This window comes from Devosia sp. Micro-HW1 (genome assembly GCF_056341075.1).
Genome location: NZ_CP094375.1, coordinates 385,107 through 408,729, shown reverse-complemented (window position 1 = coordinate 408,729; position 23,623 = coordinate 385,107). Strand labels below are relative to the sequence as shown.

The following is a 23,623-nucleotide window of genomic DNA, read 5'->3' as shown; positions in this document are numbered from 1 at the left end:
TGGAGTTTAGTCGGGCCTAGCTGGCAAGCAGCGGGACCGGGTCGACCGGGGTAGCGCCCTTGCGCAGCTCGAAGTGCAGCTGGGGACGAGAGACCGAGCCGGTCTGGCCCACAGTGCCGATCAAGTCGCCGCGATTGACCACGGCACCCTTGGCCACGCTCATGTCCTTGAGGTGGGCGTAGGCGGATACGTAGCCATTGGGGTGGCGGACCAGAACCAGGTTGCCATAGCCTTCGACGCCCGAGCCGACATAGATGACGGTGCCGTTTTCGGCGGCCTTGACCGAGGAGCCTTCCGGCACGTCGATGTTGATACCGGTACCCCGCGAGGCGGCGAAATCGGTGATGATGCGGCCCGAAACCGGCCAGCGGAACTTGTCATTGCCAGACGCGACCGGCTCGGCTGCGGGGGCAACGGCAGCGACCTGGGTCGGCGCGGCTGCCGGGGCGGCAAGAACCGGGGTTGCGGCCGGCGTCGTGGCGGCGGGCGCCGGGGTGGCGGCAGCCTGGAGGACGTTATTGCCAGCCAGATTGGTCGGTCGAGAACTGGGCAGCGACGGCACCGATGAGGTCGGGGCGGTGCTGGCAACCTGAACGCTGGAGGTGTTCACCAGGTCCGAGCGGCCGGGAATGATGATCTTCTGGCCCACGATGATCTTGTCGGGCGAGCTCAGGCCATTGGCATGGACGATGGCCTGGGTGGTCACATCATACTTGCGTGCAATGGTGTAGAGCGACTCGCCGCCGGCGATCGTGTGGGTATAGGCGTTGGAATTGGCTGCGGCCTGGACCGGAACACTGGAATTGACCGGGAGGGCGGCAGAGGACGGGGTGCCCATGGCGACGGCGGCGGGAGCGGCCGGCAGAGGGGCAAGAGGCTGAGCAGCGGGCATGGCTTGCGTGGTTCCCATGGATGACGACGAACTCAATGCAGGAAGGGCCTGGGTCTGCACCGACGAACCGGAGGCTCCGATCGGCGAGGTCATGCCGGAGGGCTGTCCGAAGACATTGCCGACCGGTGCGGGCGGCATGGTATTGCCACTCGTCCAGGTTGCGCCGACATTGGCCGGCGGCAAGAATTCCATGGCTGCGACCTGCACGCTCTGAGGCGCGCCAAGGCTCGGGGGCATGGGCTGATTGAGAGTTGCCGGACCAGACTGACCTACCGAGCCTGTAACGGTGGAGTCGCCAAAATTGCGGCTCCCCAGACTCGAACAGCCGGACAATCCAACGGCTGCGATCATGATCCCGGCAAGGGCGACCGCATTTCTATGGGTCCGCGAAATAACGCGATTACTCATCGGCTTACTCGTACGCAGGTACTCAACAACTAGGGTTGAAGCTACGCCGGTAAGGTAAAGACGAGTTTAAAGCCGATGCGATTTGAGCGAAATCGTGTCGGGGTGATTCAGAGGTGGGTAAGGTTAAGATGAGAAGGCAGGCCGCGCCCCGGAGAAGCCAAGCCTCTGCACCAGCAAGTGGCTGTCCCATTTTGCCTCCCACCCACAACTCCGCCCTAGGGCTTGACCCGAGGGCCAGCCCATCCGACCGCAAATGTGGTGAGAAACCCTCGGATCAAGTCCGAGGGCGGCCTGGTGGGGGGCGAAAAGGCCCGGACCTTAACGAGACTTCAGCGCCATGCTTCCCAGCCGCTCCAAAGCACCCTGATGGGTCTGCTGCAGGGCGAAGGGCGTCACGGTGATGGCGTTGCCGCGGCGGAGCACTTCGAAATCGCCGGCTGGATCGAGCGGCAGCGGGGTTTCCGGAATGGCCATAAAGAACCCGTCCGGATTGTCGCTCTGATAGTAGCGAACGGGCGAGCGCGAGAAGCGCTGGTGGGAGACGGCGGAAATGCCCGTGACCTGCGCGGAGGAGCAGAACGGGAAGTTGACGTTGTAGAACACGTCATCGCCAGCATGGGCGCGGAGGATGGTATCGACCACATCGGCACCGAAGAGGCGCGCATTCGTCCAATCAGGATTGTGGGTAACCTCGTAGTCCATGGACTGGCTCATGGCGATGCCGATGGCGCCCTGAAGCACGCCCTCGCGTGCGCCGGCAGCCGTGCCGGAGCAATTGACGATGTCCCCCAGGTTCTGACCGGCATTGACGCCTGACAGGACGAGGTCGGCCGGCCGGTCGCCCAGAAGATGGGTCATGCCGGCGACGACGCAATCAGCGGGGGAGCCACCAAGGACAGCGAAGCGACGGTCGCCTCGCTCATCGAGGCGCAGTTCGCGCCCGAAACTGAAGCGGTGCCCTGCCCCGGACTGGTTGCCGTCCGGGGCGATGATCCAGACATCGTCGGAAATGGCATGGGCAATGTCCGCCATGACGGCGAGACCCGGCGCATCCACGCCATCGTCATTGGTGATGAGGATGCGCAGGTCCATGTCAGCGGCCGCCGATGGACGTGAGGCCACCCATATAGGGCTGGAGGACTTCGGGGATCAGTACCGACCCGTCTTCCTGCTGGTAGTTTTCCATGACAGCGATGAGACAGCGGCCGACGGCCGTGCCCGAGCCATTGAGCGTGTGGACATAGCGCGGCGGCTGTTTTTCGCCAGACGGGCGATAGCGGGCCTCCATGCGGCGGGCCTGGAAGTCACCGCAGACGGATACCGAGGAAATCTCGCGATAGGTATCCTGACCGGGCAGCCAGACTTCCATGTCATAGGTGCGGCGGGCGCCAAAACCCATGTCGCCGGTGCAGAGCTTCATGACGCGATAGTGCAGGCCAAGCTTCTGCAGCACAGTTTCGGCGGCGACCAGCATGCGCTCGTGCTCGTTGTCCGATTCCTGGGGCGTGGTGATGGCGACCAGCTCGACCTTGTTGAACTGATGCTGACGCAGCATGCCGCGCGTGTCGCGGCCGGCCGAACCGGCCTCGGAGCGGAAGCAGGAGGTGAGCGCCGTGTAGCGCAGCGGCAGTTCTTCCTCGGCGAGAATGGATTCGCGGACGAAATTGGTCATCGGCACTTCGGCAGTCGGGATCAGCGCCAGGCGTCCATCGCCGTGGGGCGTGAAGAACAGATCTTCCTCGAACTTGGGCAGCTGGCCGGTGCCGAAAAGGGCCTCATCGCGGACGAGGACCGGCGGCTGGACTTCGAGATAGCCGTGCTCGCTAGTGTGCAGATCGAGCATGAACTGGCCGAGGGCGCGTTCGAGGCGGGCCAGCTGGCCCTTCAGCACCACGAAGCGGCTGCCCGAGAGTTTTGCGGCGATTTCAAAGTCCATGTTCTTTTCGGCGATGCCGATGTCGAAATGTTCCTTGGGCGCAAAGGCAAAGCTGGGCTTTGGTGGGCGGACTTTTGCCACGGTCGCGGCGGAGCCGTTGGGGCCGAAATATTCAACATTGCCGGCTTCGTCTTCGCCATAGGGCACGTCGTCCAGCGCCATGTTGGGAATGGACGAGAGAATGTCGCGCAATTCCTTCTCGACGGCGCGTTCCTCGGCTTCGCCGGTCGGGATGAATTCCTTGAGGCGCGCGACTTCGGCCATCAGCTCGGCGGCCCTGGCCTCGTCCTTCTGGGCCTTGGCCTGGCCGATCTGCTTGGAAAGGCTGTTGCGCTTTTCCTGCGCCTCGTTGAGGCGGACGATAATCTGGCGGCGACGTTCATCAATGGCGATGAGATCAGCGGAGCGGACGGAGACATTCTTGCGCAGCGACATGGCTTTGTCGAAGGCTTCGGGATTGTCTCGGATCCACTTGATATCAAACATCGCTTCTACGGGCCTTGCCCGCCTCTCTTGGTGACGCGGACTGTTTACGGAGGAGGCGATGGGGGTGCAAGGGGGAAAGGCGTGGCCGCCGAGCCTCCACGAAAGCCACAGGGTCATTCCGGCCTTCGCCGGAATGACCCTGTGACGGGCCGGCAGAGAGGCCTCAGGCCTTCTCGGCGTTCTTTGCCTCTTCGGCAGCGAGGGCGGCCTTGCGGCGACGCTCGACCATGCGCACGGAGAGGATGGACAGTTCGTAGAGGCCATACATGGGCAGAGCCAGGCCGATCTGCGAGATCGGATCTGGCGGGGTGATGAAGGCCGCGATGATCAGGATTCCGACGATGGCGTAGCGGCGGCCCTTCTTGAGCTGCTCGACATTGATCAGATCAAGCTGCGCTAGCAGCGTCAGCACCACGGGAAGCTGGAAACAGACACCGAAAGCCAGGATCAGTGTCATGGCAAGGCCGAGATATTCGGACACCTTGGCCAGAAGCTTGATTTCCTCGGTCTGCATGCCGGCGAAGAAACCCAGCGCCATGGGAAGAACGACGAAATAGACCATGGCAGCGCCAAGCAGGAAGAAAATCGGCGTCGCAATCAGATATGGCACCAGCGCCCTGCGCTCGTGCTTGTAGAGGCCGGGCGACACAAAGCCATAAATCTGGGTCGCGAGATATGGAAAGCCGATGAAGACGGCGCCGAAGAACGCCAGGTTCACCTGGGTAAAGAAGAATTCCTGCGGCGCCGTGTAGATCAGCTCCATCTCCCCGGGATCGGTATAGATCGAGCGATAGGGATTGAGCAGGAGGTCAAAGATCTGGCTGGCAAAGAGGAAGCAGACGATCATCAGCACCACTATGGCAATGGCGCTGTGAATGAGGCGCTTGCGCAGCTCAGTCAGGTGCTCGAGCAGCGGTGCTTCGCTGCCCGCCAGTTCGTCTTCCGGCTCATTGGCCTTGGACTTGTCTTTGATCTGCTGCGGCTTGGTGTCGGCCATTATTCGCTCTTTCCGCTCGCATCAGCCGGCTTCTTGCGCGGTGTGCGCGGCTTGGCGGCGGGCTTTGTCTCTGTCTCGGCTGCGACAGGCTTTGCGGCCTTCGGCGCAGCAGGCTTGCGGACGACCTTGGGGGCTGGAGCCTCGGCAGAAGTGGCGTCTGCCTTGGCGGCCGACTTGGTTGCGGCCTTCGCTGCGGGCTTGGCAGCAGCCTTGGCCTTGGTGGCGACGGGCTCAGCCCTGACCGTCGCAGTCTTTGCTGGAGTGCGGACGGCCTTGACCGGTTCTGACTTCGGGGCTTCCGGCTTGGCGGGCTCTGCCTTGGTGGACTTGAAGCCGTAGTCGGCCGCAAGTTCGTCGGCGGACTTCTTGGCCGGAGCCATGCCTGCCTGCTGCTGGATGGCCTCAACGACGCTCTCGGTACTGGGGTCGGTCGGCTTGAGAACGCCGGTCGGCGATACTGTGCCATCCTGGCCAATAGCGTTGAAATCCTTGCGAATTTCGTCGGCGGTCTTTTTGAGCGGCGCAGTGATGGAGCTGCGCAGGTTGCGTACTTCATCAAGTCCGGTGGTCTTGTTGATCTCGCGCTGGAACTCACGTCCCATGCGCTGGATCTGTCCGATCACCTTGCCCACCCTACCCATGACGACGGGCAGGTCCTTGGGGCCAATGAAAATCAGCGCAATCACGCCGATCACCAGCATCTCTGTCCAGCCTAGGCCGAGCATGGATCTATTCTCCGAAAGGCGGCACGCCGCCTGTAGTGGTCGCTAGCCGAAGGACGCTCAAGCGTCCTTGCTCTTGTCCACTTCGCGGGCTTCGACTTCGGCGGACGTCTGAATACGTTCGGCCGGCTTGTCGTCGTCCTTCATGCCCTTCTGGAAGGCTTTGATGCCGGAAGCCACTTCACCCATCATGCCCGAAATCTTCCCTCGGCCAAACAGCAGGATGACGACGACGGCGACAACGAGGATGCCCCAAATAGACGGCGCGTGCATTGTATTCTCCCTAGAACTCCAGATACGCGTTACACGCGATAGATAGACCGAGAAATAGGTTTAATCGCGCCCAAACACAAGAACGTGTTCCCTCATGCACGTGAAAACCGTGAGCTGGTTCAGGTTTCCTCGTCTTCCGGCTCAGTGTCGCCGGGGTCGGACGGGTCCAGAGGATCCTCGTCCTCGCGCAGGGCACCATCAAATGGCAGGGGGATCTGCAGGTCTGGCGGCAATCGCCCCGAAAGCAGGCCGGAACCCTTCAGCTCATCGAGCCCCGGCAGGTCGGACAAAGCCTCAAGACCGAAGTGATCGAGGAAGGACTCGGTCGTCCCATACGTTACCGGGCGGCCAGGCGTGCGGCGGCGGCCGCGCATGCGCACCCAGCCCGCTTCCATGAGCAGGTCGAGCGTGCCCTTGCCGGTTGCCACGCCGCGAACTTCCTCGATCTCGGCGCGTGTCGCAGGCTGGTGGTAGGCGATGATAGAGAGGGTTTCGAGCGCCGCACGGGACAGAGGCCGGGTTTCGTGCTCCTCGCGGCGGAGCAGGAAGCCCAGGTCCTCTGCGGTCCGGAAGGCCCATCCATCGCCGCGGCGCACGAGATTGACGCCCCTGCCCTCGTATTGGGTCTGCAGAAGCTTCAGCAGGCCGATCATGTCCACGCCTTCGCCGAAGTAGGGCGCCAAGTCGGTGGCGCGTAGCGGCTCGGCCGAAGCGAAAAGCAGGGCTTCGAGAATACGTAGATGTCGGCGGAGGACCTCGCCGGTTTCGTCGTCATGTTCGGTCAAGGCGTATCTTTCCGGCGGCGACGCATGAAGAGCGGCCCGAATGTCTCGGTCTGGCGGATGTCGATTTCGCCCTGGCGCACCAGTTCAAGACTCGATGCAAAGGTGGAGGCGCGTACCGTGGCGCGCTCGGCAGGCTTGGCCAGATACTCGGCGAGATAGGCGTCGAGCGCCACCCATTCGTGGCTGTCACCGATCAGGCGCTGAAGTATGTCCCGCGCATCCTGGAGGGACCACACCGTACGCAGGCGCGGCGTATACTCGGCAGGGATGCCGCGCTCGCGCTGGCTGGAATAGGCCTTGAGGACGTCATAGAGGCTCGCCTCCCAGATGGACCTGCGGGCGATCTGCAGGGGTTCCGGCGCGCCGCGTGCGTAAATCTGGAATCCCAGGCGGGGACGATTCATCAGCCGGGTCGCTGCATTACGCATGGCCTCGAGGCGCTTGAGGCGAAATTGCAGCATGGCGGCGAGCATTTCACCGCTCGGCTCTTCGTCGCCCGGCGCCTGCGGCACCATCAGCCGGCTCTTGAGGTAGGCCAGCCATGCAGCCATCACGAGGTAGTCCGCAGCCACCTCGATGCGGCGCTCGCGAACGGTTTCGATGAAGGCCAGGTATTGTTCGGCAAGGGCCAGAATGGAAACGCTGGCGAGGTCGACTTTCTGGCGTCGCGCCAGATCCAGCAGCAGGTCCAACGGACCTTCATAGCCGCCAACGTCGACATGCAGAACCTCTTCAGCAGGCGGCGGAGTCGGCGTGTCGAACCAGTTGGTTTCTGCGCTTGTCATCTGCCCGATGTCGATGTGGCCACAATGCCCCATCCTTGGCCGCTGATGGCGCCAGCGTCAAGGATGGGCAATTGCGCTAGAGCAGAAGGCAATCGCCGCCTGCTGCCTTGACGTTGGTGCAGATATTGGCAGCGGCCTCGCGCGATGCCGCCGGTACCAGAACACGATAGTAGACTCCGCGCTCGCCCAGATCTGCGCGCTGAATCTGAGGCGTTGCGCCACCGAAAAGTACGCCGTAGCGCGTGGTGATCGCCTGCACTGTCGCCTGAGCATCGGCCTCGCTGCGCTGCGACGCCATCTGCACATAGGCGGCTGCCGTACCTGCAGGAGTAGTCGCGGCCGGTGTAGCGGGGGCGGGCTGCGGCGCGGGCGCAGCGGCCGCCGCAGCTGTAGCCGGCGTAGGCTGCGCTGCGAGCGCCGGCGCTGCGTTTGCAGACGCGATCGCAGCGGCAGACATGGCGGCAAAATCCGCAGGGCGCTGCATGGGAGTGGTGACGGTGCGGCCAGTGATGAGGGCGCCGACGGGATCGACGACAGGAATATCCGTTCCCGGCTGCGCCACAGGTTCCGCAGGGGTTGCAGGGACCTCGGCAGGCTCCACGGGAGCGGCCGCGGCGGCTGCAGCCTCGGCTTCAGCACTGGCAATCAGATCAGGCGTCGAGAAATCAGCGCCCGGAACTTCGGGCACGTTGGGGCGATCGACCGGCAGGATGGCCGTGCCGGCCATGCTGTCGTCCCCGCTGACAATGGTGCCATCCGGACGCACAGTGACGGTACGCACCTTGCGATTGACCAGACCTTCCTGGTTCGGGTTGATTGTGTCGCCCGTGCCATCGGTCATGACGCCCGAGTTGGAAACTGGCGTATTGGCCGCTACGACGGCATCGGTGTCGGCCTGATCGCGCGAGACGATCTGCTCTTCGACGCCGGTGTTGCCGCCGGAAATCTCATTGAAGACAACAGACTGCTGAGCAGAGGCGCTCGTGTCGACCTCGGGCACTTCCTTGATCGGAGTAGTATCGGCGACAATGACCGGAGCGGGACCGGCAGCACCGCCGCCCTGCCCCAGCACCCAGTACAGGCCGAAACCTGAAACGGCCAGCAGGCCGACCGCAACCAGCGGTCCGGCCACGGCGCGATTCATGCTCGGGCGGCGCGATCCAACCGGAGCCACCATGGGCTCGACCTCGTCGTCGAGGTCTGCACCTTCAGGGGATGTGGAATTGACCCATTCCACATGGGCGCCGGTGGCCGCCGCAGCCGCCAGAATGGCTTCGTCGACGGAACTGACCGACACGCTCGGCTGGGGCGTAGGCGCAGAAACCCGCGACCTGGGCTCGGGCTGCGGTACGCTTGGCTCGACTGGCTCGGGCACGACCGGAGTGGCGAGGCTTCGCAGAGCCGGTGCATGCGTGGGGCTGGCATTGCGAACAGCTGGTCCGATGAGGCGCTCGATCTCGTCGAGAGGGTCCATCGCGCCGTCGTCGCTACGCAGTTCAGGCTCTTGCGCGCGCGCCTGCACGGCAGCCTGGACGGGCTGTACTGGAGGATGGGCAGGAACGATGGGCTGGGCCTCCGGCTCAAACACCGGGCCGGCGGGACCCGGTGAGGCGGGCCGGGCAGAGCCGAGACCAAACACCGGCGGCACGCCGAAACTATCAGGGGTCGCGGCCTGCGACACAGGCGCGATGGTCGGCTCGACGGGCGCGTCGGGTTCACCGGCGCCACCCAGATCGGCAGCCAGTTCGGCCGCGATCAGGTCGGCCAGGCTATCCTGGTCGAGCTGGGAGGGCTCGTCCTTCGGCGCCGGAGCAGCAGCAGGCACGGGTGTGGCAGCCGGTGCTGCTGGTTCAGCCGGCTTGGGGGTGAGAAAGTCGAAATCGAAAGAGAACGGGTCGACTGGCTGGCTTGCTTTGGCGGGCTCAGGCTCCACACCCGGGATGCGCACGGGCGACGCTGGCGCCCTGTTGGACGCCAGATTGCTCGAAATGGAAAAATCGAAGCGTGGTGCCGGAGCGGCACTCGCATCGCCAGGGATACGAACCGGTGCCGCTTTCTCATTCGCGGGTGGCGGGGACGCCTTGGCATCGTCGGCCATCAGGCGCGCCAATTCGGCTATGAGATCGTCCGGTGCATCAGTCTGTGCGGCCATTGATTGCGGTTTCACCAGCCATATCAGCCAGCGCCCCTAGAATGCGGATAATCCTTGCAGGACTTTGCCGCGAGTGTTCACACCAATGCGCCCGAATTATGAAAGCTCTTCGGGCGCAGAGACCCCCAAAATCCCCAGACCGTTCCGGATCACCTGCCGAACGGCATCGACGAGAGCGAGTCGAGCAAGCGTCAACTTCGGGTCGGATTGGTTAACAAATCGTAACTGAGGATCATCCTTGCCCTTTGCCCAGAAGCCATGCAAGGCCCCGGCGAGTTCATGCACATAGAACGCGACCCGGTGGGGTTCGTGGGCAATGGCAGCCGCGGCCACTGTGCGCGGCCAGGCACCCAGAAGGCGGATCAGTTCAATATCGGCCGGATGGCTCAGGAGCTCTACTTCGGCGGCAGCCAGCGCGGCCGGCGAAACATCGAGTTCCGGCATATCGCGCTGTGCGGTGCGGAAGATCGAGTTTGCACGCGCATGGGCATACTGGACGTAGAAGACCGGATTGTCGCGCGTCTGTTCCTTGACCAGGGCGAAATCGAAATCCATCGAGGCGTCATTGCGCCGGAACAGCAACATGAAGCGGGTGGCGTCAGCACCGACTTCCTCGACCACGTCGGCCAGGGTCACCAGATCGCCGGAACGCTTTGACATCTTGAACGGCTCGCCGTTCTTGAGCAGGCGCACCAGCTGGCAGATCCGCACGTCGATATCGGCTTCCCCATGGGACACCGCCTTCACCGCGGCTGAAAGGCGCTTCACATAGCCTGAATGGTCGGCGCCGAGCACGTTGACCATGTGCTTGAAACCGCGCAGGTACTTGTTGCGGTGATAAGCAATGTCGGCGGCGAAATAGGTGTAGGAACCGTCTGACTTGACCAGCGCGCGATCAGTATCGTCGCCGAAATCCTTGGCGCGGAAGAGGGTCTGTTCGCGATCTTCCCATTCTTCGGGCGTCTTGCCCTTCGGGGCTTCGAGCCGGCCTTCATAAACCATGCCCTCTTCGCGCAGCCAGGCAAGCGTCTTTTCGATGTCGCCACCGGCGCCATGCAACTGGCGTTCGGAGAAGAATACGTCGTGGTGGATGTTGAGCTGGGCAAGATCGGCCTTGATGAGTTCCATCATGGCGGCCAGTGCCGCTTCGCGAGCGATCAGTACAGCCTCCTGCTCGGGCATTTCGAGCAGCGACTTCCCGTATTCGGCAACCAGAGCATGGCCCACGGGGACGAGATAGTCACCGGGATAAAAGCCGGGCGGGATTTCGATCGTCTCCCCAAGGGCCTCGCGATAGCGCAGGAGCGCCGACTGACCGAGGATGATGGTCTGGCCGCCGGTATCGTTGATGTAATACTCGCGCGTCACATCATAACCCGACCAGGCCATCAGCGAGGCCAGCGCATCGCCGAACACGGCGCCGCGGGTGTGGCCGACATGCATGGGACCGGTGGGATTGGCCGAAACATATTCGACATTGACCCGCTCGCCCTTGCCGAGGTCCGAGCGGCCGTAGTTCTCGCCCTGGGCGCCGATAGACTTCAGCACCTGGTGCCAGACGCCGTCACCGAGCCGGAAATTGATGAAGCCGGGACCGGCAACCTCAACCGAAATTACGTCGGCAGAGGTCTTGAACCGCTCGACCAGCGCTGCGGCGACTTCCCGCGGGTTCTTGCCCAAGGGCTTGGCCACGACCATGGCCGCATTGGTGCTGAGGTCACCATGGGCGGCATCTCGCGGGGGCTCCACCACGACGCGCGAAAGCAGCTCGGCGTCGAGCTGGGGGTAATCGGCACGCAGGGCTTCGGTGACCCTAGTGGTGAAAAGAGCGAAAATATCCATGGCTTCTGACCAAGTGTCCTATCTGGAGGAAAGGCGCATCCACAACCACGATGCCGCCCTCGGGCGTGACCCGAGGGCCAGCCGCCGCTTCCGCGGTGTAGAGAGTGGTCCTCGGGTCAAGCCCGAGGACGGACCTGAGGAAGGTGGTTGGCTATGCGCCTCACCAATGCGGTCCGGTTAACGGAAATCCGGTCGAGCGTCAAACAAGCGCTGGTGTTCATCGAGCGCGTAGGGGTCGGTCATGCCGGCGATGAAATCCGCCACGATACGGGCACGCTGGGGGCCACCGACCGCCCTGCCCGCCTCGCCCCAGCGGCCGGGCATGTCGGCATTGGCCATGTAGACGGCAAAGAGGCGCTCCACTACCGCCTCGCTTTCGCGCACTGGCACCATGACGGCTTCGTGGCGATAGACCCGGTTGAACAGGAAGGACTTGAGGCCTTTTTCAGCGCTGGACGCTTTCGTCGAAAAGGTAACCAGAGGCTGACCGGCCAGTCTCACGTCCTCAGGGCTTTGAACTCCCGAGGCGGTGATCTGCGCAACGCTGGTGGCAATCACATCTTCCACCGCACGCGTGATCATGCGGCGCTGGATCTCGTGGGCCTGACGTTTCTCGCCAATGTCGGGGTAACGTTCCAGGACTTCTGCCACGATCGGGCCCGCCATGGGCACGTTGATGAAATCGGGCACGGAAACAAGACCGGCACGCAGGGCATCATCGATGTCATGGGCGTTGTAGGCGATATCATCTGCAACGGCCGCAACCTGCGCTTCGAGGCTGGCAAAGGTGTTGAGACGCAGGTCGGCTGGCGCAGGAATGGCATCGAGGCCCGAAGGTAGGCCCTCATGAACGTAGCGGCCAAAGGGGTTGCCCTCTGCATCGAGCAACGGACCATTGTGCTTGAGAATGCCTTCCAGCGTTTCCCAGGTAAGATTGAGGCCGTCGTGCTCGGCATAGCGGTTTTCGAGCAGCGTCACGACGCGGAGCGCCTGAACGTTGTGATCGAAGCCGCCAAAAGGCTCCATGGCGCGATGCAGGGCCCTCTCGCCGGCATGACCAAAGGGCGTATGACCAAGATCGTGGGCTGAGGGCGACGGCCTCTGCCAAATCCTCGTAGGCGCAGGGCACGGGCGATGGAGCGCGCTATCTGGCTCACTTCCAGCGTGTGGGTCAGGCGGTTGCGGAAATGTCGTCCTTCATGGGCAAGGAAGACCTGAGTCTTGTGCTGCAGGCGACGAAAGGCCGTTGAATGGATGATGCGATCGCGGTCGCGCTGGAATTCCGAACGGGTCGGGCTTGGCCCCGCCCCATAGAGCCGGCCCAGCGACTGGGCGGATTTGGCGGCATAGGGGGCGGTATCGCTCATGTGTTGGTCCGGGGCCTTTGCAATGGCGACTAGAGCGCCTATCTTAGCGAAGCGTTATGACATTACGACCGACCGGGATTGTCCCCATGACCGAAGCCGCGCTTGCTGTTCCTGCCGTAACCCTTTCAGATCGCGCCGCCAAGCGCGTGTCGCGCATTCTTTCCAAGGAAGCGCCAGGCACTGTGCTGCGTATCTCTGTGGCCGGCGGCGGCTGTTCGGGATTTCAGTACGAGTACAATCTCGTCCAGGAAACCCCTGGCGATGATGATCTTGTGCTCAGCAAGGGCGAGGCGACGGTGCTGATCGACTCACTCAGCCTAGAATTCATGGGCGGCGCTGAAATCGACTTCGTCGATGACCTAGTTGGCCAGTCCTTTCAGATCAAGAACCCCAATGCAGTCGCGTCCTGCGGCTGCGGGACCAGTTTCGCTGTCTAGCCTGGCTGAACTTCACCCCACTGCTGTCAACGGCTAAAGTCCTCTGACAAGAGGAGAATCGCCGTCATGACTAGCCGTATCGACGCCGTGATGGATGCCGCCATCACCAACCAGACCATTGTTGGCGCCGAACTGATCGTCGCGCGGCACGGGGATATCGTCTATCGGCGTACCTGCGGCTGGTTCGATCGCGAGGCAGAGCAGCCGATGATCGACAATGCTATCTATCGGCTGGCATCGGTGACCAAGCCTATCGTCGCCGCCACGGCTCTTGCCATGGTGGACAAGGGGTTGATCAAACTCGACGACAAGGTGAGGCAGCACATCCCTTGGTTTGCGCCCCGCCTGCGCGATGGCAGCGAGGCTGACATCACCATCCACCATCTGCTGACGCACACGGCGGGCCTCTCCTATGGCTATCCGCAGGATCCCGAAATCACGACGGGCCTCGGGCAGACGGACCGCAGCCTCGAGGAAAATTTCTCGCGGGTGGCGCAGCATCCGCTCGACTATGTGCCAGGCTCCGCATGGCAATATTCCGTCGCCATCGACGTGCTCGGCGCGGTTCTGGCGCAGGTGCATGGCGGATCGCTGGGTGACGCGGTTGCAACGCATGTCACCAATCCGCTCGGCATGAGGGAGACTGGGTTCTTCGTGGCCGACCAGCGCCGGTTGGCAAAGCCCTATGCCGACGGCAGGCCGCCAATGCCGATGGCCGATCCGCAGCCCGTCGAGGGCGATAACGGCCCGGTCATCTTCTCGCCTTCGCGCATTTTCAACGACAGGGCGTTCCAGTCCGGTGGCGCAGGCATGGCAGGCACACCGGGTGACATCATGCGGTTCCTCGAGGCGATGCGGACTGGCGGCGGTGGTGCGGTCAGTCGCGACATGCTGGCCCTCGCCTTTTCCAACCGCATCGGGACAGTGGACCGCGATCCCGGCCAGCGTTTCGGCTATCTCGGCGCTATCGTGGATGACCCCGTTGCCGCCAATGTGCCCTCGGTAAGGGGCACGGTGAACTGGGGCGGCGTCTACGGCCATTCCTGGCTCATAGACCCGGTCAACGGGTTATCGCTGATTTCGATGAGCAATACGGCACTCGAGGGGTGCACGGGACGTTATCCGAAGGATATCATCCGCGCTGTCTATGCCGAGCTGACCTGAGGACGCCAACATGACCTTGCGCATTGCCACCTGGAACATCAACGGCATCAAGGCGCGGCTGGAACTGCTCCTGCGCTGGCTGGAAGAGGAAAAGCCCGACATTGTGGGGCTCCAGGAGATCAAAACCGTCGACGAGGGCTTTCCCAAGGCCGAGATCGAAGCCCTGGGCTACAATGTGGAAACCCATGGCCAGAAAAGCTGGAACGGCGTGGCGCTGCTCTCCAAGGTTCCATTCGACGAGGTGCATCGTCGCCTGCCCGGCAATGACGACGGAGACGAGCAGTCACGCCTGATCGAGGGAGTCTTCTCCGTCGAGGGGGGCGTTGTGCGGGTCTGCAATATCTATTTGCCCAACGGTAACCCGGTGGATACCGAAAAATTCCCCTACAAACTGGCCTGGATGGATAGGCTCAACGCCTTTGTCGAGGAGCGCCTCGCGCTGGAAGAGCCCTTCATCCTGATGGGGGATTTCAACCTTATCCCGGCGCCCATCGATGCACATGACCCGGATGCCTGGTGGGGCGATGCCCTTTATCGACCGGAGAGCCTCGAAAAGTTCCGTATTCTCAGGAACATGGGCATGACCGACGCGCTGCGCGCCATCACCGCCGAAGAAGCCTATACGTTCTGGGATTTCCAGGCGGGTGCGTGGCGGCGCAATGCGGGCATTCGCATTGACCACCTGATGCTCTCTCCTCAGGCGGCTGACCGGCTCGATGACGTGGTGATCCACAAGGATGTGCGCGGCTGGGACAAGCCGAGCGACCACGTGCCTGTGGAAGGCGCATTCAGCTTCTAGAACGGATATGAATGGAGGGCCTTGGCGGCCCTCCTAAAACTCGGCGCTGATGACCACGCCCGAATTGGCCATTTCGACCGCTGCCGCCCGCACTTCCGGAGTTGCGACGACCATGGCGCTGTTGAGCAGCTGCTCGGCCACGGCAACATCGCCGGTGCCAAGGCAGGTGGTCTGGGCAAAATTCAGCCACATCAGGCCTTCGGCCGGGCGTGGATCGTAGTTTTCCATACCGTTGAACAACAGGTGACCCAGGCGGGCCTGCGCCAGGCAGTGGCCCTTGTGGGCGGCGGAGAGCAGCCAGCGGGCGCTCAGCATGGGACTGACGCCCAGGCCATCTTCCTTCTGGTAGAGCATGCCGATGCGGTACTGGGCTTCAGCGTCGCCAAAGTAAGTGGCGGCATGCATGAGCATGCGGTGATATTCGGCAGGATTCTGCGAGACGCCGGCTTCGGGCACCCCGATGCGGAAATAATCGCCCAGCTTGATAAAGGAACTGGCCACAATGTCGGCTTCGAGGCCCTTGGGCGCGGTATCGGCATGCTGATTGGCAATCTGGGCGAAATAGCCGAAGGCCTTGACCGGGTCCTTGTCGACGCCTTCACCGGTCTCGTACATGGTGCCCAGTTGCCAAAGCGCCAGTGGCCGGCCAGCGGCAGCATCGCTCTCAAGTGCCGACAGATAGGTGTCGCTGGACACGATTGCGCCGTTTCCGTCCATGGTCTTGGCGAAATCAAACGCAGCATCGGCGGCAGTCTGGGCCTGTGCGGGCGCAACCGCGAGCAGAGCCATCAAAAATCCTGACGCAGCGCAGGCAAGGGAGATTTCCCTAGAAATGCGCATGTTACTCCTTTTGCCCATGGGGCCATGGGCGAATACGCGGGGCGATGCCACCAGCCTGGGCATCGCCGATACAGCCTTCAGATGGCTGCGGTTCAATCCTGATTTTGCCCGGATGAAGCCTCCGGGCAAAGCAATCTCTAAAGACTTCGTAAACGAGCTTTGTGACCGCATTCAGCCCATCCCATGACAAGGTGAAGCCAACGCGGCATCGCACGGGGCGAGGCGCACCGGTGTCAGGGCATCAACGATCAACAAAAGAACGTTCATACTTACCGTTTCAGGCGGGTATCCGCCGCCAAGATCACTCATCGTCAGGGGGAGAAATCAGCCGAGACTGTCCGTGGTCTTGCGACCAACGCAGCTCCGCCAGCACTCGCCCCCGAATGCCATGCAACCTGCTTTAGGGGCAGATTGTGGCGGGAAACATCGCCAAAACGTTGATGGCGAGAGACCGGCAATGGAATCGATACCGTTGTTGCGGAATCGTCACAGAGACAGTCCTGTGACCGCCACACCATTGCCTTGGAGAAAAGCCGGCAGCATAGTCGCCCCGCAAGCCAATTCGGGAGACCGAGATGAAAACCATTCTGTCCGCTCAGAAAAATCCGTCACTTCATCAGGACAGAATTCTTCATGTCTTCTCAAACTTCCGCGCAGGATCGGCGCACCAAACGCCCTAGCCCGTTCTCCCGACTTTCCCCATTCCTCAGCAAGGCCGACACGGACGCGCCAGATTTCGGCCGCCGCGGATTCGGACGGTTCATTTCTTACTATCGGCCACACTTGCCGCTGCTGGCGGCAGTCTTGCTCAGCGCCATTCTTGTGGCAGGCACAGCGGTTGCCCTGCCGCTGATGGCCAATCATATCGTGGGCCGGCTGCCGGAGCTTCGCACGGCGCCCGACGCGATGGGCCAGTTATTGGTGCTTGGCGCCGTCATGGTGGCGGTCTTCATCACCCAGGCGGTGGCCACGTATTTCGTGGACTACCAGGGCCACGCCATGGGGGCCAAGATCGAGGCCCAGGTGCGCCAGGAGCTGTTCGATCACTGCCAGACGCTATCGTTCAGCTACTATGACCGGCAACGCACTGGGCAATTGATGAGCCGGATCACCAATGACTCGCTCTGGCTGGGTGAGCTCTTCCACCATGGCCCGGAAGACCTGGCCATTGCCGTGCTCAAGTTCTGCGGTGCGATGGCCGTACTGGCTTATGTCGATCCGCTGATCGCCCTGGCGATTACGCTTCTTCTTCCGTTCGCCGTTGGTTACGCATTGTACTTCAACCACCGGATGAACATCGCATTGCGCGCCACGAAGGAGCGCATTGCCGACATCAATGAACGGGTCGAGGATTCCCTTGGCGGTATCCGTGTCGTGCAGTCCTTCGCCAATGAGGGAGATGAGATTCAACGCTTCACGCAGGAGAACCGCCGCTTTCTTGAAAGCCGCAAGGATGGCTATCGCAGCGAGGCACTGCTGTGGAGCGGCATGGAGGGTTTTGGACAGCTCATCACCCTCGTGGTCATCGTGGGCGGGGCCATTCGCATCCTCACCAGCGATCTGACCGCGGCCGACATGTTGACGCTACTGCTCTGCGTGGGCGTGCTGCTCGACCCGCTGAGGCGCTTCGACAACTTCATCCGCCTCTGGCAGCTGGGCTATACCGGCTTCGTGCGAGCGATGGAGCTGCTTGAGGAGCGGCCAGAAATTGCTGATCGGCCCGGCGCAAAACCGCTCGATGCGGTCCGAGGAGAAATCGCGTTCGACACTGTCAGCTTCAGCTACGAGTTGGACGGGCCGAACGTGCTCAACAGGGTCTCGCTCACCATTGCGCCAGGCGAATTCGTCGCCTTGGTGGGACCATCGGGCGTGGGCAAGAGCACGCTCTGCAGCCTTGTACCGCGGTTCTACGACGTCCAGGAAGGCAGCGTTCGCATCGACGGACACGACGTGCGGGACATCAAACTGAAATCGCTGCGTCAGCATGTCGGAGTTGTGCAGCAGGACGTCTATCTGTTCGCCGGCACGGTGCGGGAAAACCTGCTCTATGGACGCCCTGACGCCTCCGATGAAGACATGATTGCGGCGGCACGATCGGCCAATGCGCATGACTTCATCATGGCCCTGCCGCATGGCTATGAGTCCGACATCGGGCAGCGTGGGGTCAAACTTTCAGGTGGGCAGAAACAGAGGCTGACCATAGCCCGCGCCTTCCTCAAGAATCCGCCCATCCTGATCTTCGACGAGGCCACGAGCGCGCTCGACAATGAGAGCGAGCGGGCGGTGCAGCAGGCTCTTCTTGGCCTCGCCCGCGGCAGAACCACCTTGGTGATCGCCCATCGGCTCTCAACGGTGCGCCATGCCGACCGCATCCTGGTGCTGACCCGGGAAGGCATCGTCGAGGAAGGCACGCATGACGACCTGATGGCACAGGACGGCATCTATGCCGGACTACACTCGGTACAGGCGAGCATTTGACGCCACAGGCGGCGCTGGCTCAGAGCCAGCGTCGCCTGCGCATGACCCAGAGAGCGCCGAGGCCAATGGCAATGACGACGCCGCAGACAACCCAGAAGGCGCCGGGGTGGTCAGCAAAGGGAATACCCGAAACATTCATGCCCAGAAGTCCAGTGAGCAGGGTCAGCGGCGAGAAGATCACGGTGACGGCAGCCAGGAGCAGCATCGCCCTGTTCATCTGTTCGGCGCGGTCGTCGATGATTTCTTCGTGCACAAGGACGGCGCGTTCGGAGAGGGCCTGCAATTCGTCGCCGATGCGGGCCGTACGCATCGCCGCCTCTCGCAGGCGCAGCCGGTCACGGTCAGAGAAGAAGGAGAGGTCTTCCACTTCCAGTGTCGAGAGTGCGTCGCGCTGCGGCCAGACGAGCCGGCGGAAGCTGATCAGTGTACGGCGCAACTGTTCGAGATTATCCTGCGCCTTCTCGGTGCGGTGGGTGATGAGGCTTTCCTCCACATCATCGAGCCGGTCACCGAGCATTTCGATCAGAGGTTCGAGCCTGTCGGTTGCCCTCAGAGCCAGGCGGGCAATCAGATCGGCGGGCGTGGTCGGCGCGTATTCGGCCTGCTCGACCTTGGCGAGGCCAAGAAAGTCCAGAATATTGAGCTCGGAGGCGATGATGACCCGGCTCTTCTCGATCCAGACGGTGAGGAACTGACGGCCGACATCATGCGGCGCGGCACCGGGGCGGACGACCCGCAGGACCACGAGTGCCCGATCATCCATGACACTGCAACGGCTGCGCGAACTCGGTGCGGTCACCAGACTAGAATTGAAATCGCCCAGCTCCCCCTTGAGCCAGAGCTTGAACTCGGGAGCCTTGGAATTGCCGACGACCAGCTTGAAGCCGCCGCGAGGCACCACGGGGTGATCTTCGCCCGGCTCATGCCGCTTCATGCCGCCCTTGCCGTCGAAGATGAGCACCGCCCCGCCACCAACGAGGCCATTTTGCAATGCGCGTTCGTTGGGCGGCTTGGCGGTGTCCGTCATTGCGTTCAGCTCAGGCGCTTGAGGGCTTCGAGAATTCGGGTCCGACGCTCGGCAGCGGCCTCGCGGCGAGATTTCTGTTCCTCGATCACCTCTTCAGGTGCCTTGGACACGAACTGCTCGTTGCCCAGCTTCTTGTCGACCTGGGAAATCTCGCCATCGAGCTTGCCTACTTCCTTTTCCAAGCGGGCCTTTTCGACCGCAATGTCGATGACGCCGGCCAGCGGCAGGGCATAGGTCGCGTCGCCAACGACGAACTGGGCGGATTCGCCCGGCACTTCGTTCTGTGGCGAGATTTCTTCTAGGCGCGCCAGTCGGGAAATCAGCGATGTACCGGCGACGAGGCGACGCAGGGTCTCCTCCCCTGCCCCGGTGACAACCATCTGCAGCTTGGCGCTGGCCGGCACGTTCATTTCGGCGCGGACCGAGCGGATGTTGGAGATGACATCGATCAGCCAGGCCAGCTCGGCGTCGGCAGCGGCGTCTTCGAGGCCCGACAGGTCAGGCCATTCCGTGGTGATCAGCATGCCCTCGCGTGCCGGGCCGAACTTGCCGGTCTCGGCCCAAAGCTCTTCGGTGACGAAGGGCATCATCGGGTGGAGCATGACGAGAATCTGGTCCAGGGCCCAGGCAGCGGTGGCGCGGGTTTCGGCCTTGGCAGCCTCGTCATCGCCCATGAAGACGGGCTTGGCGAATTCCACATACCAGTCGCAGAACGTGCCCCAGACGAAGTCATAGGCACTGTTGGCCGCTTCGTTGAACTTGTAGTCCTCGATGCCTGACCGGACGCTGGCGAGACCGCGCGCCGTAGCGCCGACGATCCAGCGATTGAGTGGCAGCCTGTTGGCCCTGGGATCGTAGCCCTCCACGCGGCGGCATTCGTTCATCTCGAGAAAACGTGCGGCGTTCCAGATCTTGGTGACGAAGTTGCGGTAACCCTCGACGCGCGAAATGGCGAGCTTGAGGTCGCGGCCCTGCGCGGCCATGGCAGCGAGGGTAAAGCGGGTCGCGTCGGCGCCGAACTCATCGACGAGTTTCAGCGGATCGATGACATTACCCTTGGTCTTGCTCATCTTCTGGCCCTTTTCGTCGCGGACCAGGGCGTGCATGTAGACGGTGTGGAACGGCTCCTCATCCAGGAATTCGAGGCCCATCATCATCATGCGGGCAACCCAGAAGAAGATGATGTCGAAGCCGGTGACCAGAACGCTGGTCGGGTAATAGCGCTTGAGCTCGGGGGTTTCGTCCGGCCAGCCCAGGGTCGAGAACGGCCAGAGGGCGGAAGAAAACCAGGTATCAAGGACGTCCGGGTCGCGGGTCAGCTCCACTGGCTTGCCATAATGCTTTTCAGCAGCGGCGCGGGCTTCGGCCTCGTCATAGGCGACAAAGGCTTCGTTGTCGGGGCCATACCAGGCCGGGATCTGATGGCCCCACCAGAGCTGACGCGAAATGCACCAGGGCTTGATGTTTTCAAGCCAGGCGAAATAGGTGTTTTCGTATTGCTGCGGCACGAATTTGGTGCGGCCCTCGCGGACGGAAGCGAGCGCCGGCTGGGCCAGGACGTCGGCCTTGACCCACCACTGGTCGGTCAGGAATGGCTCGATGACGACGAGCTTGGACTTCTCGTCATGCGGCACCATGATCTTCTTGTCTTCGATATGGTCTAGGCCGCGCGTCGGGGTTTCTTCGGCCAGTGCAGTGAGGTCGGCAACAATGGCCTTGCGCGCCTCAAAGCGATCCATGCCGCGATACTTTGCGGGAATGAAATCGGCATCAATGATGGCGCCACGCGTGGTGAAGACGTTGATCGGCTCAAGACCGGCACGAGTGCCGACTTCAAAGTCGTTGAAGTCATGCGCCGGGGTGATCTTCACCGCGCCGGTGCCCAGGGTCGGATCGGCATATTCGTCGGCAACAACAGGAATACGGCGGCCCACCAGCGGCAGCTCGATGTATTTGCCGACCAGACCGGCATAGCGCTCGTCTTCCGGATGCACGGCGACGGCTACGTCACCGAGCATGGTTTCGGGACGGGTGGTGGCGACGATGATGTAGTCGCGGGTTTCAGTGCCCGTGACATTGCCTTCTTCATCCTTGACCGGAAACTCGTAGGTTACGCCATCGGCCAGCGGATAGCGCAAGTGCCACATGTGGCCCTTGACCTCGATATTCTCCACTTCGAGATCAGAAATGGCGGTTTCGAGGCCCGGATGCCAGTTCACCAGGCGCTTGGCGCGATAGATCAGGCCGCGCTTGTGCAGTTCGACAAAGACCTTGGTGACGGCGCGGACCATCTGGTCATCGGCTGCACCGCGATCACCCATCGTGAATTTTTCGCGCGAGAAGTCGGCCGAAGCGCCCAGGCGCTTGAGCTGGTTCATGATGGTGCCGCCGCTCTCGGCTTTCCATTCCCAGACGCGCTCGATGAAGGCGTCGCGCCCCATGGTGCGACGGTCCATCTGCTTTTCAGCGAGCTGGCGTTCGACGATCATCTGGGTGGCAATGCCAGCATGGTCGGTGCCAGGCTGCCAGAGCACATCCTTCTTCAGCATGCGGTTGAAGCGGACAAGGATGTCCTGGATCGTGTTGTTGAGCGCGTGGCCGATATGGAGCGAGCCGGTGACGTTGGGCGGCGGAATGACGATGGTGAAGGTTTCCGCACCCGGCTTGGCGCCGGCACCGGCGGCAAAAGACTTGGCGTCGAGCCACGCATCATAGATGCGGCTTTCGACGGCGGCGGGTTCGTAGGTCTTTTCAAGCATAACGTCACTCGCGAACAGCATCGACCCGCCAGGCTAACCTTGGCGGGTCGGAAACAGGTTGGCAGTCTTCAAGCAAATGCAAGGTGCGGGGTCAATGGTGCGCATGCGCAGCGGCCGCACAGCCTCGAAGCTTGCGGGTGCAATGGCGTGATGGTGCCCGGAGGCGGTCGCCGCCCCTGAGTTTAATATAGTGAGGCAATGATCGCCTCCGGGCATCGGGATTTCTGGCAGGGGGTTTAACTAGGGAGGCATTTCGGCCTGAACCCATCCCCGGACCCAGGCTCCTGCTAACGATGGCGAGCCCGCCCGATTGTCGCCGGACGGTTGATCGTTGCAACCCCATCTCCATCCGGCTGATGAGGGGGAGAATAAGGGAGGATTTGGGGGCGAGGATAAGATTTTCACCGGACCGTCCTCCCCCGCTCGCGGGACAGGGGACCACGCAAAGCGCGGTGGAGAGGGAGCGGCAGGCGTGAGTATGCGGATAAAGACGGGGCGGTGCTCGTTGCACCCCCCTCCACCGCCTAATGGCGGTCCCCCTCCCCCATAGCGGGGGAGGAAGGCCCACACCCCGGGCAGGCCTATTCGCCGCGCGAAACGCGGGCGATTTCCTTTTCCACCATGCGTTCGACTACGGCGGGCAAGTTTTCGTCCAGCCACTCCTTGAGCATGGGGCGCAACATATCGCGCATCATTGCTTCGATGGTGAGGCCAGGATTGCCGATACCCAGCGCGCTGAGCTTGCCGATAGAGCCGCGGACAGCGGCGCGGGTTGCCGGTTCAAGCAGTTGCTCGGCGATCTCGGACGTCAGCGTCGGATCGGGCAAAGGCGCGGCCTGGGCGGCGCTTATCATCGGCTCAGGCTCGAATTCCGGCTCAGGCTCGGCTTCAGGCATAGCCATGGCAACGGGCGCCGGTTCCGGAGCACGAATGGGCTGCACGACGGCGGGGCGGGCCGTAGCAGGATCGAAGCTGGGAAGGTCGTCATCCATGTCGAAGGTGACGTCCTCTGGCTCAACCAGCGCCGGTGCGGCGGCCTCCGGGCCTTCGGTATCGGCAAGAATGGAGTCAAAGCTGAAGCCACCGACATCATCATCGCCCTGCTCGACGATCTGCGAAGGAGACAGCGCCAGGGGCTCGATGTCGTCGAGCATGTCGCTCAGGTCGCGATCATCCTGTCCGCCAACGGCGCGGGCCGGCGTGGCCTGCATGGGCGGAGGCGCGGCCTGTATCGAAGGACGACGCGGCGCCCCGGCAGCATCATCGTCAGCGATGATCTGTCGAATGGACGACAGGATTTCGTCCATGGAGGGTTCTTTGGGTGCCGGCTTGTTCATCAGTGCCTCTTACTCATGCGCCCGACTAGGAAGGGATTCCGCATGCCCTATCCCGATTCGTAACCAACAGCTTAATAGCAAGGCGCCGGATTAGGAATCACTCCAAGGCCTGAACTTGACGTCTTCCACGAAAAGTT

At 62.4% G+C, this 23,623-nt stretch carries 18 protein-coding genes and 1 pseudogene; 4 read left to right on the top strand and 15 right to left on the bottom strand.

Annotated features, from left to right (window positions below; all coding sequences use genetic code 11):
- Positions 1 to 16 precede the first annotated feature (16 nt).
- From MQW79_RS01865 to MQW79_RS01815, 11 genes and pseudogenes are all read right to left on the bottom strand, one after another.
- Positions 17 to 1,300, bottom strand: a complete 1,284-nt coding sequence (locus MQW79_RS01865; protein ID WP_476586489.1) for a peptidoglycan DD-metalloendopeptidase family protein — start codon at positions 1,298 to 1,300, stop codon at positions 17 to 19.
- A gap of 318 nt (positions 1,301 to 1,618) precedes the next feature.
- A complete protein-coding gene (gene surE / locus MQW79_RS01860) occupies positions 1,619 to 2,392 on the bottom strand; it encodes a 5'/3'-nucleotidase SurE (protein WP_476586488.1) in 774 nt (257 codons plus the stop codon).
- A 1-nt stretch (position 2,393) separates the two neighbouring features.
- A complete protein-coding gene (gene serS, locus MQW79_RS01855) occupies positions 2,394 to 3,722 on the bottom strand; it encodes a serine--tRNA ligase (RefSeq protein ID WP_476586487.1) in 1,329 nt (442 codons plus the stop codon).
- Positions 3,723 to 3,885: 163 nt separating this feature from the next.
- The gene (tatC, locus tag MQW79_RS01850; protein WP_476586485.1) at positions 3,886 to 4,719 is read right to left on the bottom strand and encodes a twin-arginine translocase subunit TatC; all 834 of its coding nucleotides are present in this window, start codon (positions 4,717 to 4,719) and stop codon (positions 3,886 to 3,888) included.
- Positions 4,719 to 5,444, bottom strand: coding sequence for a Sec-independent protein translocase protein TatB (gene tatB, locus MQW79_RS01845; protein WP_476586483.1), 726 nt, complete (start codon positions 5,442 to 5,444; stop codon positions 4,719 to 4,721). The genes tatC and tatB overlap by 1 nt, the downstream gene beginning before the upstream one ends.
- 57 nt (positions 5,445 to 5,501) lie before the next feature.
- On the bottom strand, positions 5,502 to 5,714 hold the full coding sequence (locus tag MQW79_RS01840; protein WP_046104142.1) for a twin-arginine translocase TatA/TatE family subunit: 213 nt from the start codon (positions 5,712 to 5,714) through the stop codon (positions 5,502 to 5,504).
- Positions 5,715 to 5,833: 119 nt separating this feature from the next.
- A complete protein-coding gene (gene scpB / locus MQW79_RS01835; protein WP_476586482.1) occupies positions 5,834 to 6,499 on the bottom strand; it encodes an SMC-Scp complex subunit ScpB in 666 nt (221 codons plus the stop codon).
- Entirely contained in the window at positions 6,496 to 7,284 is a 789-nt protein-coding gene (locus MQW79_RS01830; RefSeq protein ID WP_476586481.1) for a segregation and condensation protein A, read from the bottom strand. Before MQW79_RS01830 ends, scpB begins: the two co-directional genes overlap by 4 nt.
- Before the next feature lie 76 nt (positions 7,285 to 7,360).
- Positions 7,361 to 9,436 (bottom strand): SPOR domain-containing protein, encoded by a 2,076-nt coding sequence (locus MQW79_RS01825; RefSeq protein WP_476586479.1) that lies wholly within the window; start codon positions 9,434 to 9,436, stop codon positions 7,361 to 7,363.
- A 96-nt stretch (positions 9,437 to 9,532) separates the two neighbouring features.
- Complete coding sequence (gene argS / locus MQW79_RS01820; protein ID WP_476586478.1) at positions 9,533 to 11,278, bottom strand: arginine--tRNA ligase; 1,746 nt, start codon at positions 11,276 to 11,278, stop codon at positions 9,533 to 9,535.
- Positions 11,279 to 11,455: 177 nt separating this feature from the next.
- Positions 11,456 to 12,645 (bottom strand): annotated as a pseudogene (locus MQW79_RS01815) (deoxyguanosinetriphosphate triphosphohydrolase).
- Positions 12,646 to 12,731: 86 nt separating this feature from the next.
- On the opposite strand from MQW79_RS01815, the gene MQW79_RS01810 reads away from it, so the two are divergent.
- The 3 genes from MQW79_RS01810 to xth all read left to right on the top strand — a co-directional run bounded on the left by MQW79_RS01810 (position 12,732) and on the right by xth (position 15,045).
- The gene (locus tag MQW79_RS01810; RefSeq protein WP_476586477.1) at positions 12,732 to 13,082 is read left to right on the top strand and encodes a HesB/IscA family protein; all 351 of its coding nucleotides are present in this window, start codon (positions 12,732 to 12,734) and stop codon (positions 13,080 to 13,082) included.
- A 66-nt stretch (positions 13,083 to 13,148) separates the two neighbouring features.
- The gene (locus MQW79_RS01805; RefSeq protein ID WP_476586476.1) at positions 13,149 to 14,246 is read left to right on the top strand and encodes a serine hydrolase domain-containing protein; all 1,098 of its coding nucleotides are present in this window, start codon (positions 13,149 to 13,151) and stop codon (positions 14,244 to 14,246) included.
- A 16-nt stretch (positions 14,247 to 14,262) separates the two neighbouring features.
- On the top strand, positions 14,263 to 15,045 hold the full coding sequence (gene xth / locus MQW79_RS01800) for an exodeoxyribonuclease III (protein WP_476588167.1): 783 nt from the start codon (positions 14,263 to 14,265) through the stop codon (positions 15,043 to 15,045).
- A gap of 33 nt (positions 15,046 to 15,078) precedes the next feature.
- Here the strand turns inward: xth and MQW79_RS01795 are convergent, their stop codons facing one another.
- Positions 15,079 to 15,834, bottom strand: a complete 756-nt coding sequence (locus MQW79_RS01795; RefSeq protein WP_476586475.1) for a tetratricopeptide repeat protein — start codon at positions 15,832 to 15,834, stop codon at positions 15,079 to 15,081.
- A gap of 684 nt (positions 15,835 to 16,518) precedes the next feature.
- Between MQW79_RS01795 and MQW79_RS01790 the strand changes: the two genes are divergently transcribed.
- Positions 16,519 to 18,363: an ABC transporter ATP-binding protein gene (locus MQW79_RS01790; RefSeq protein WP_476586474.1), complete on the top strand. Its 1,845-nt coding sequence runs from the start codon at positions 16,519 to 16,521 to the stop codon at positions 18,361 to 18,363.
- 19 nt (positions 18,364 to 18,382) lie between these two features.
- Here MQW79_RS01790 and MQW79_RS01785 read toward each other — a convergent pair whose 3' ends face one another.
- The 3 genes from MQW79_RS01785 to MQW79_RS01775 form a co-directional block, all read right to left on the bottom strand.
- Complete coding sequence (locus MQW79_RS01785; RefSeq protein ID WP_476586473.1) at positions 18,383 to 19,390, bottom strand: CorA family divalent cation transporter; 1,008 nt, start codon at positions 19,388 to 19,390, stop codon at positions 18,383 to 18,385.
- Between the two features lie 5 nt (positions 19,391 to 19,395).
- Positions 19,396 to 22,149: a valine--tRNA ligase gene (locus MQW79_RS01780; RefSeq protein WP_476586471.1), complete on the bottom strand. Its 2,754-nt coding sequence runs from the start codon at positions 22,147 to 22,149 to the stop codon at positions 19,396 to 19,398.
- Between the two features lie 581 nt (positions 22,150 to 22,730).
- Positions 22,731 to 23,486, bottom strand: coding sequence for a DUF2497 domain-containing protein (locus tag MQW79_RS01775; RefSeq protein WP_476586470.1), 756 nt, complete (start codon positions 23,484 to 23,486; stop codon positions 22,731 to 22,733).
- Positions 23,487 to 23,623 lie beyond the last annotated feature (137 nt).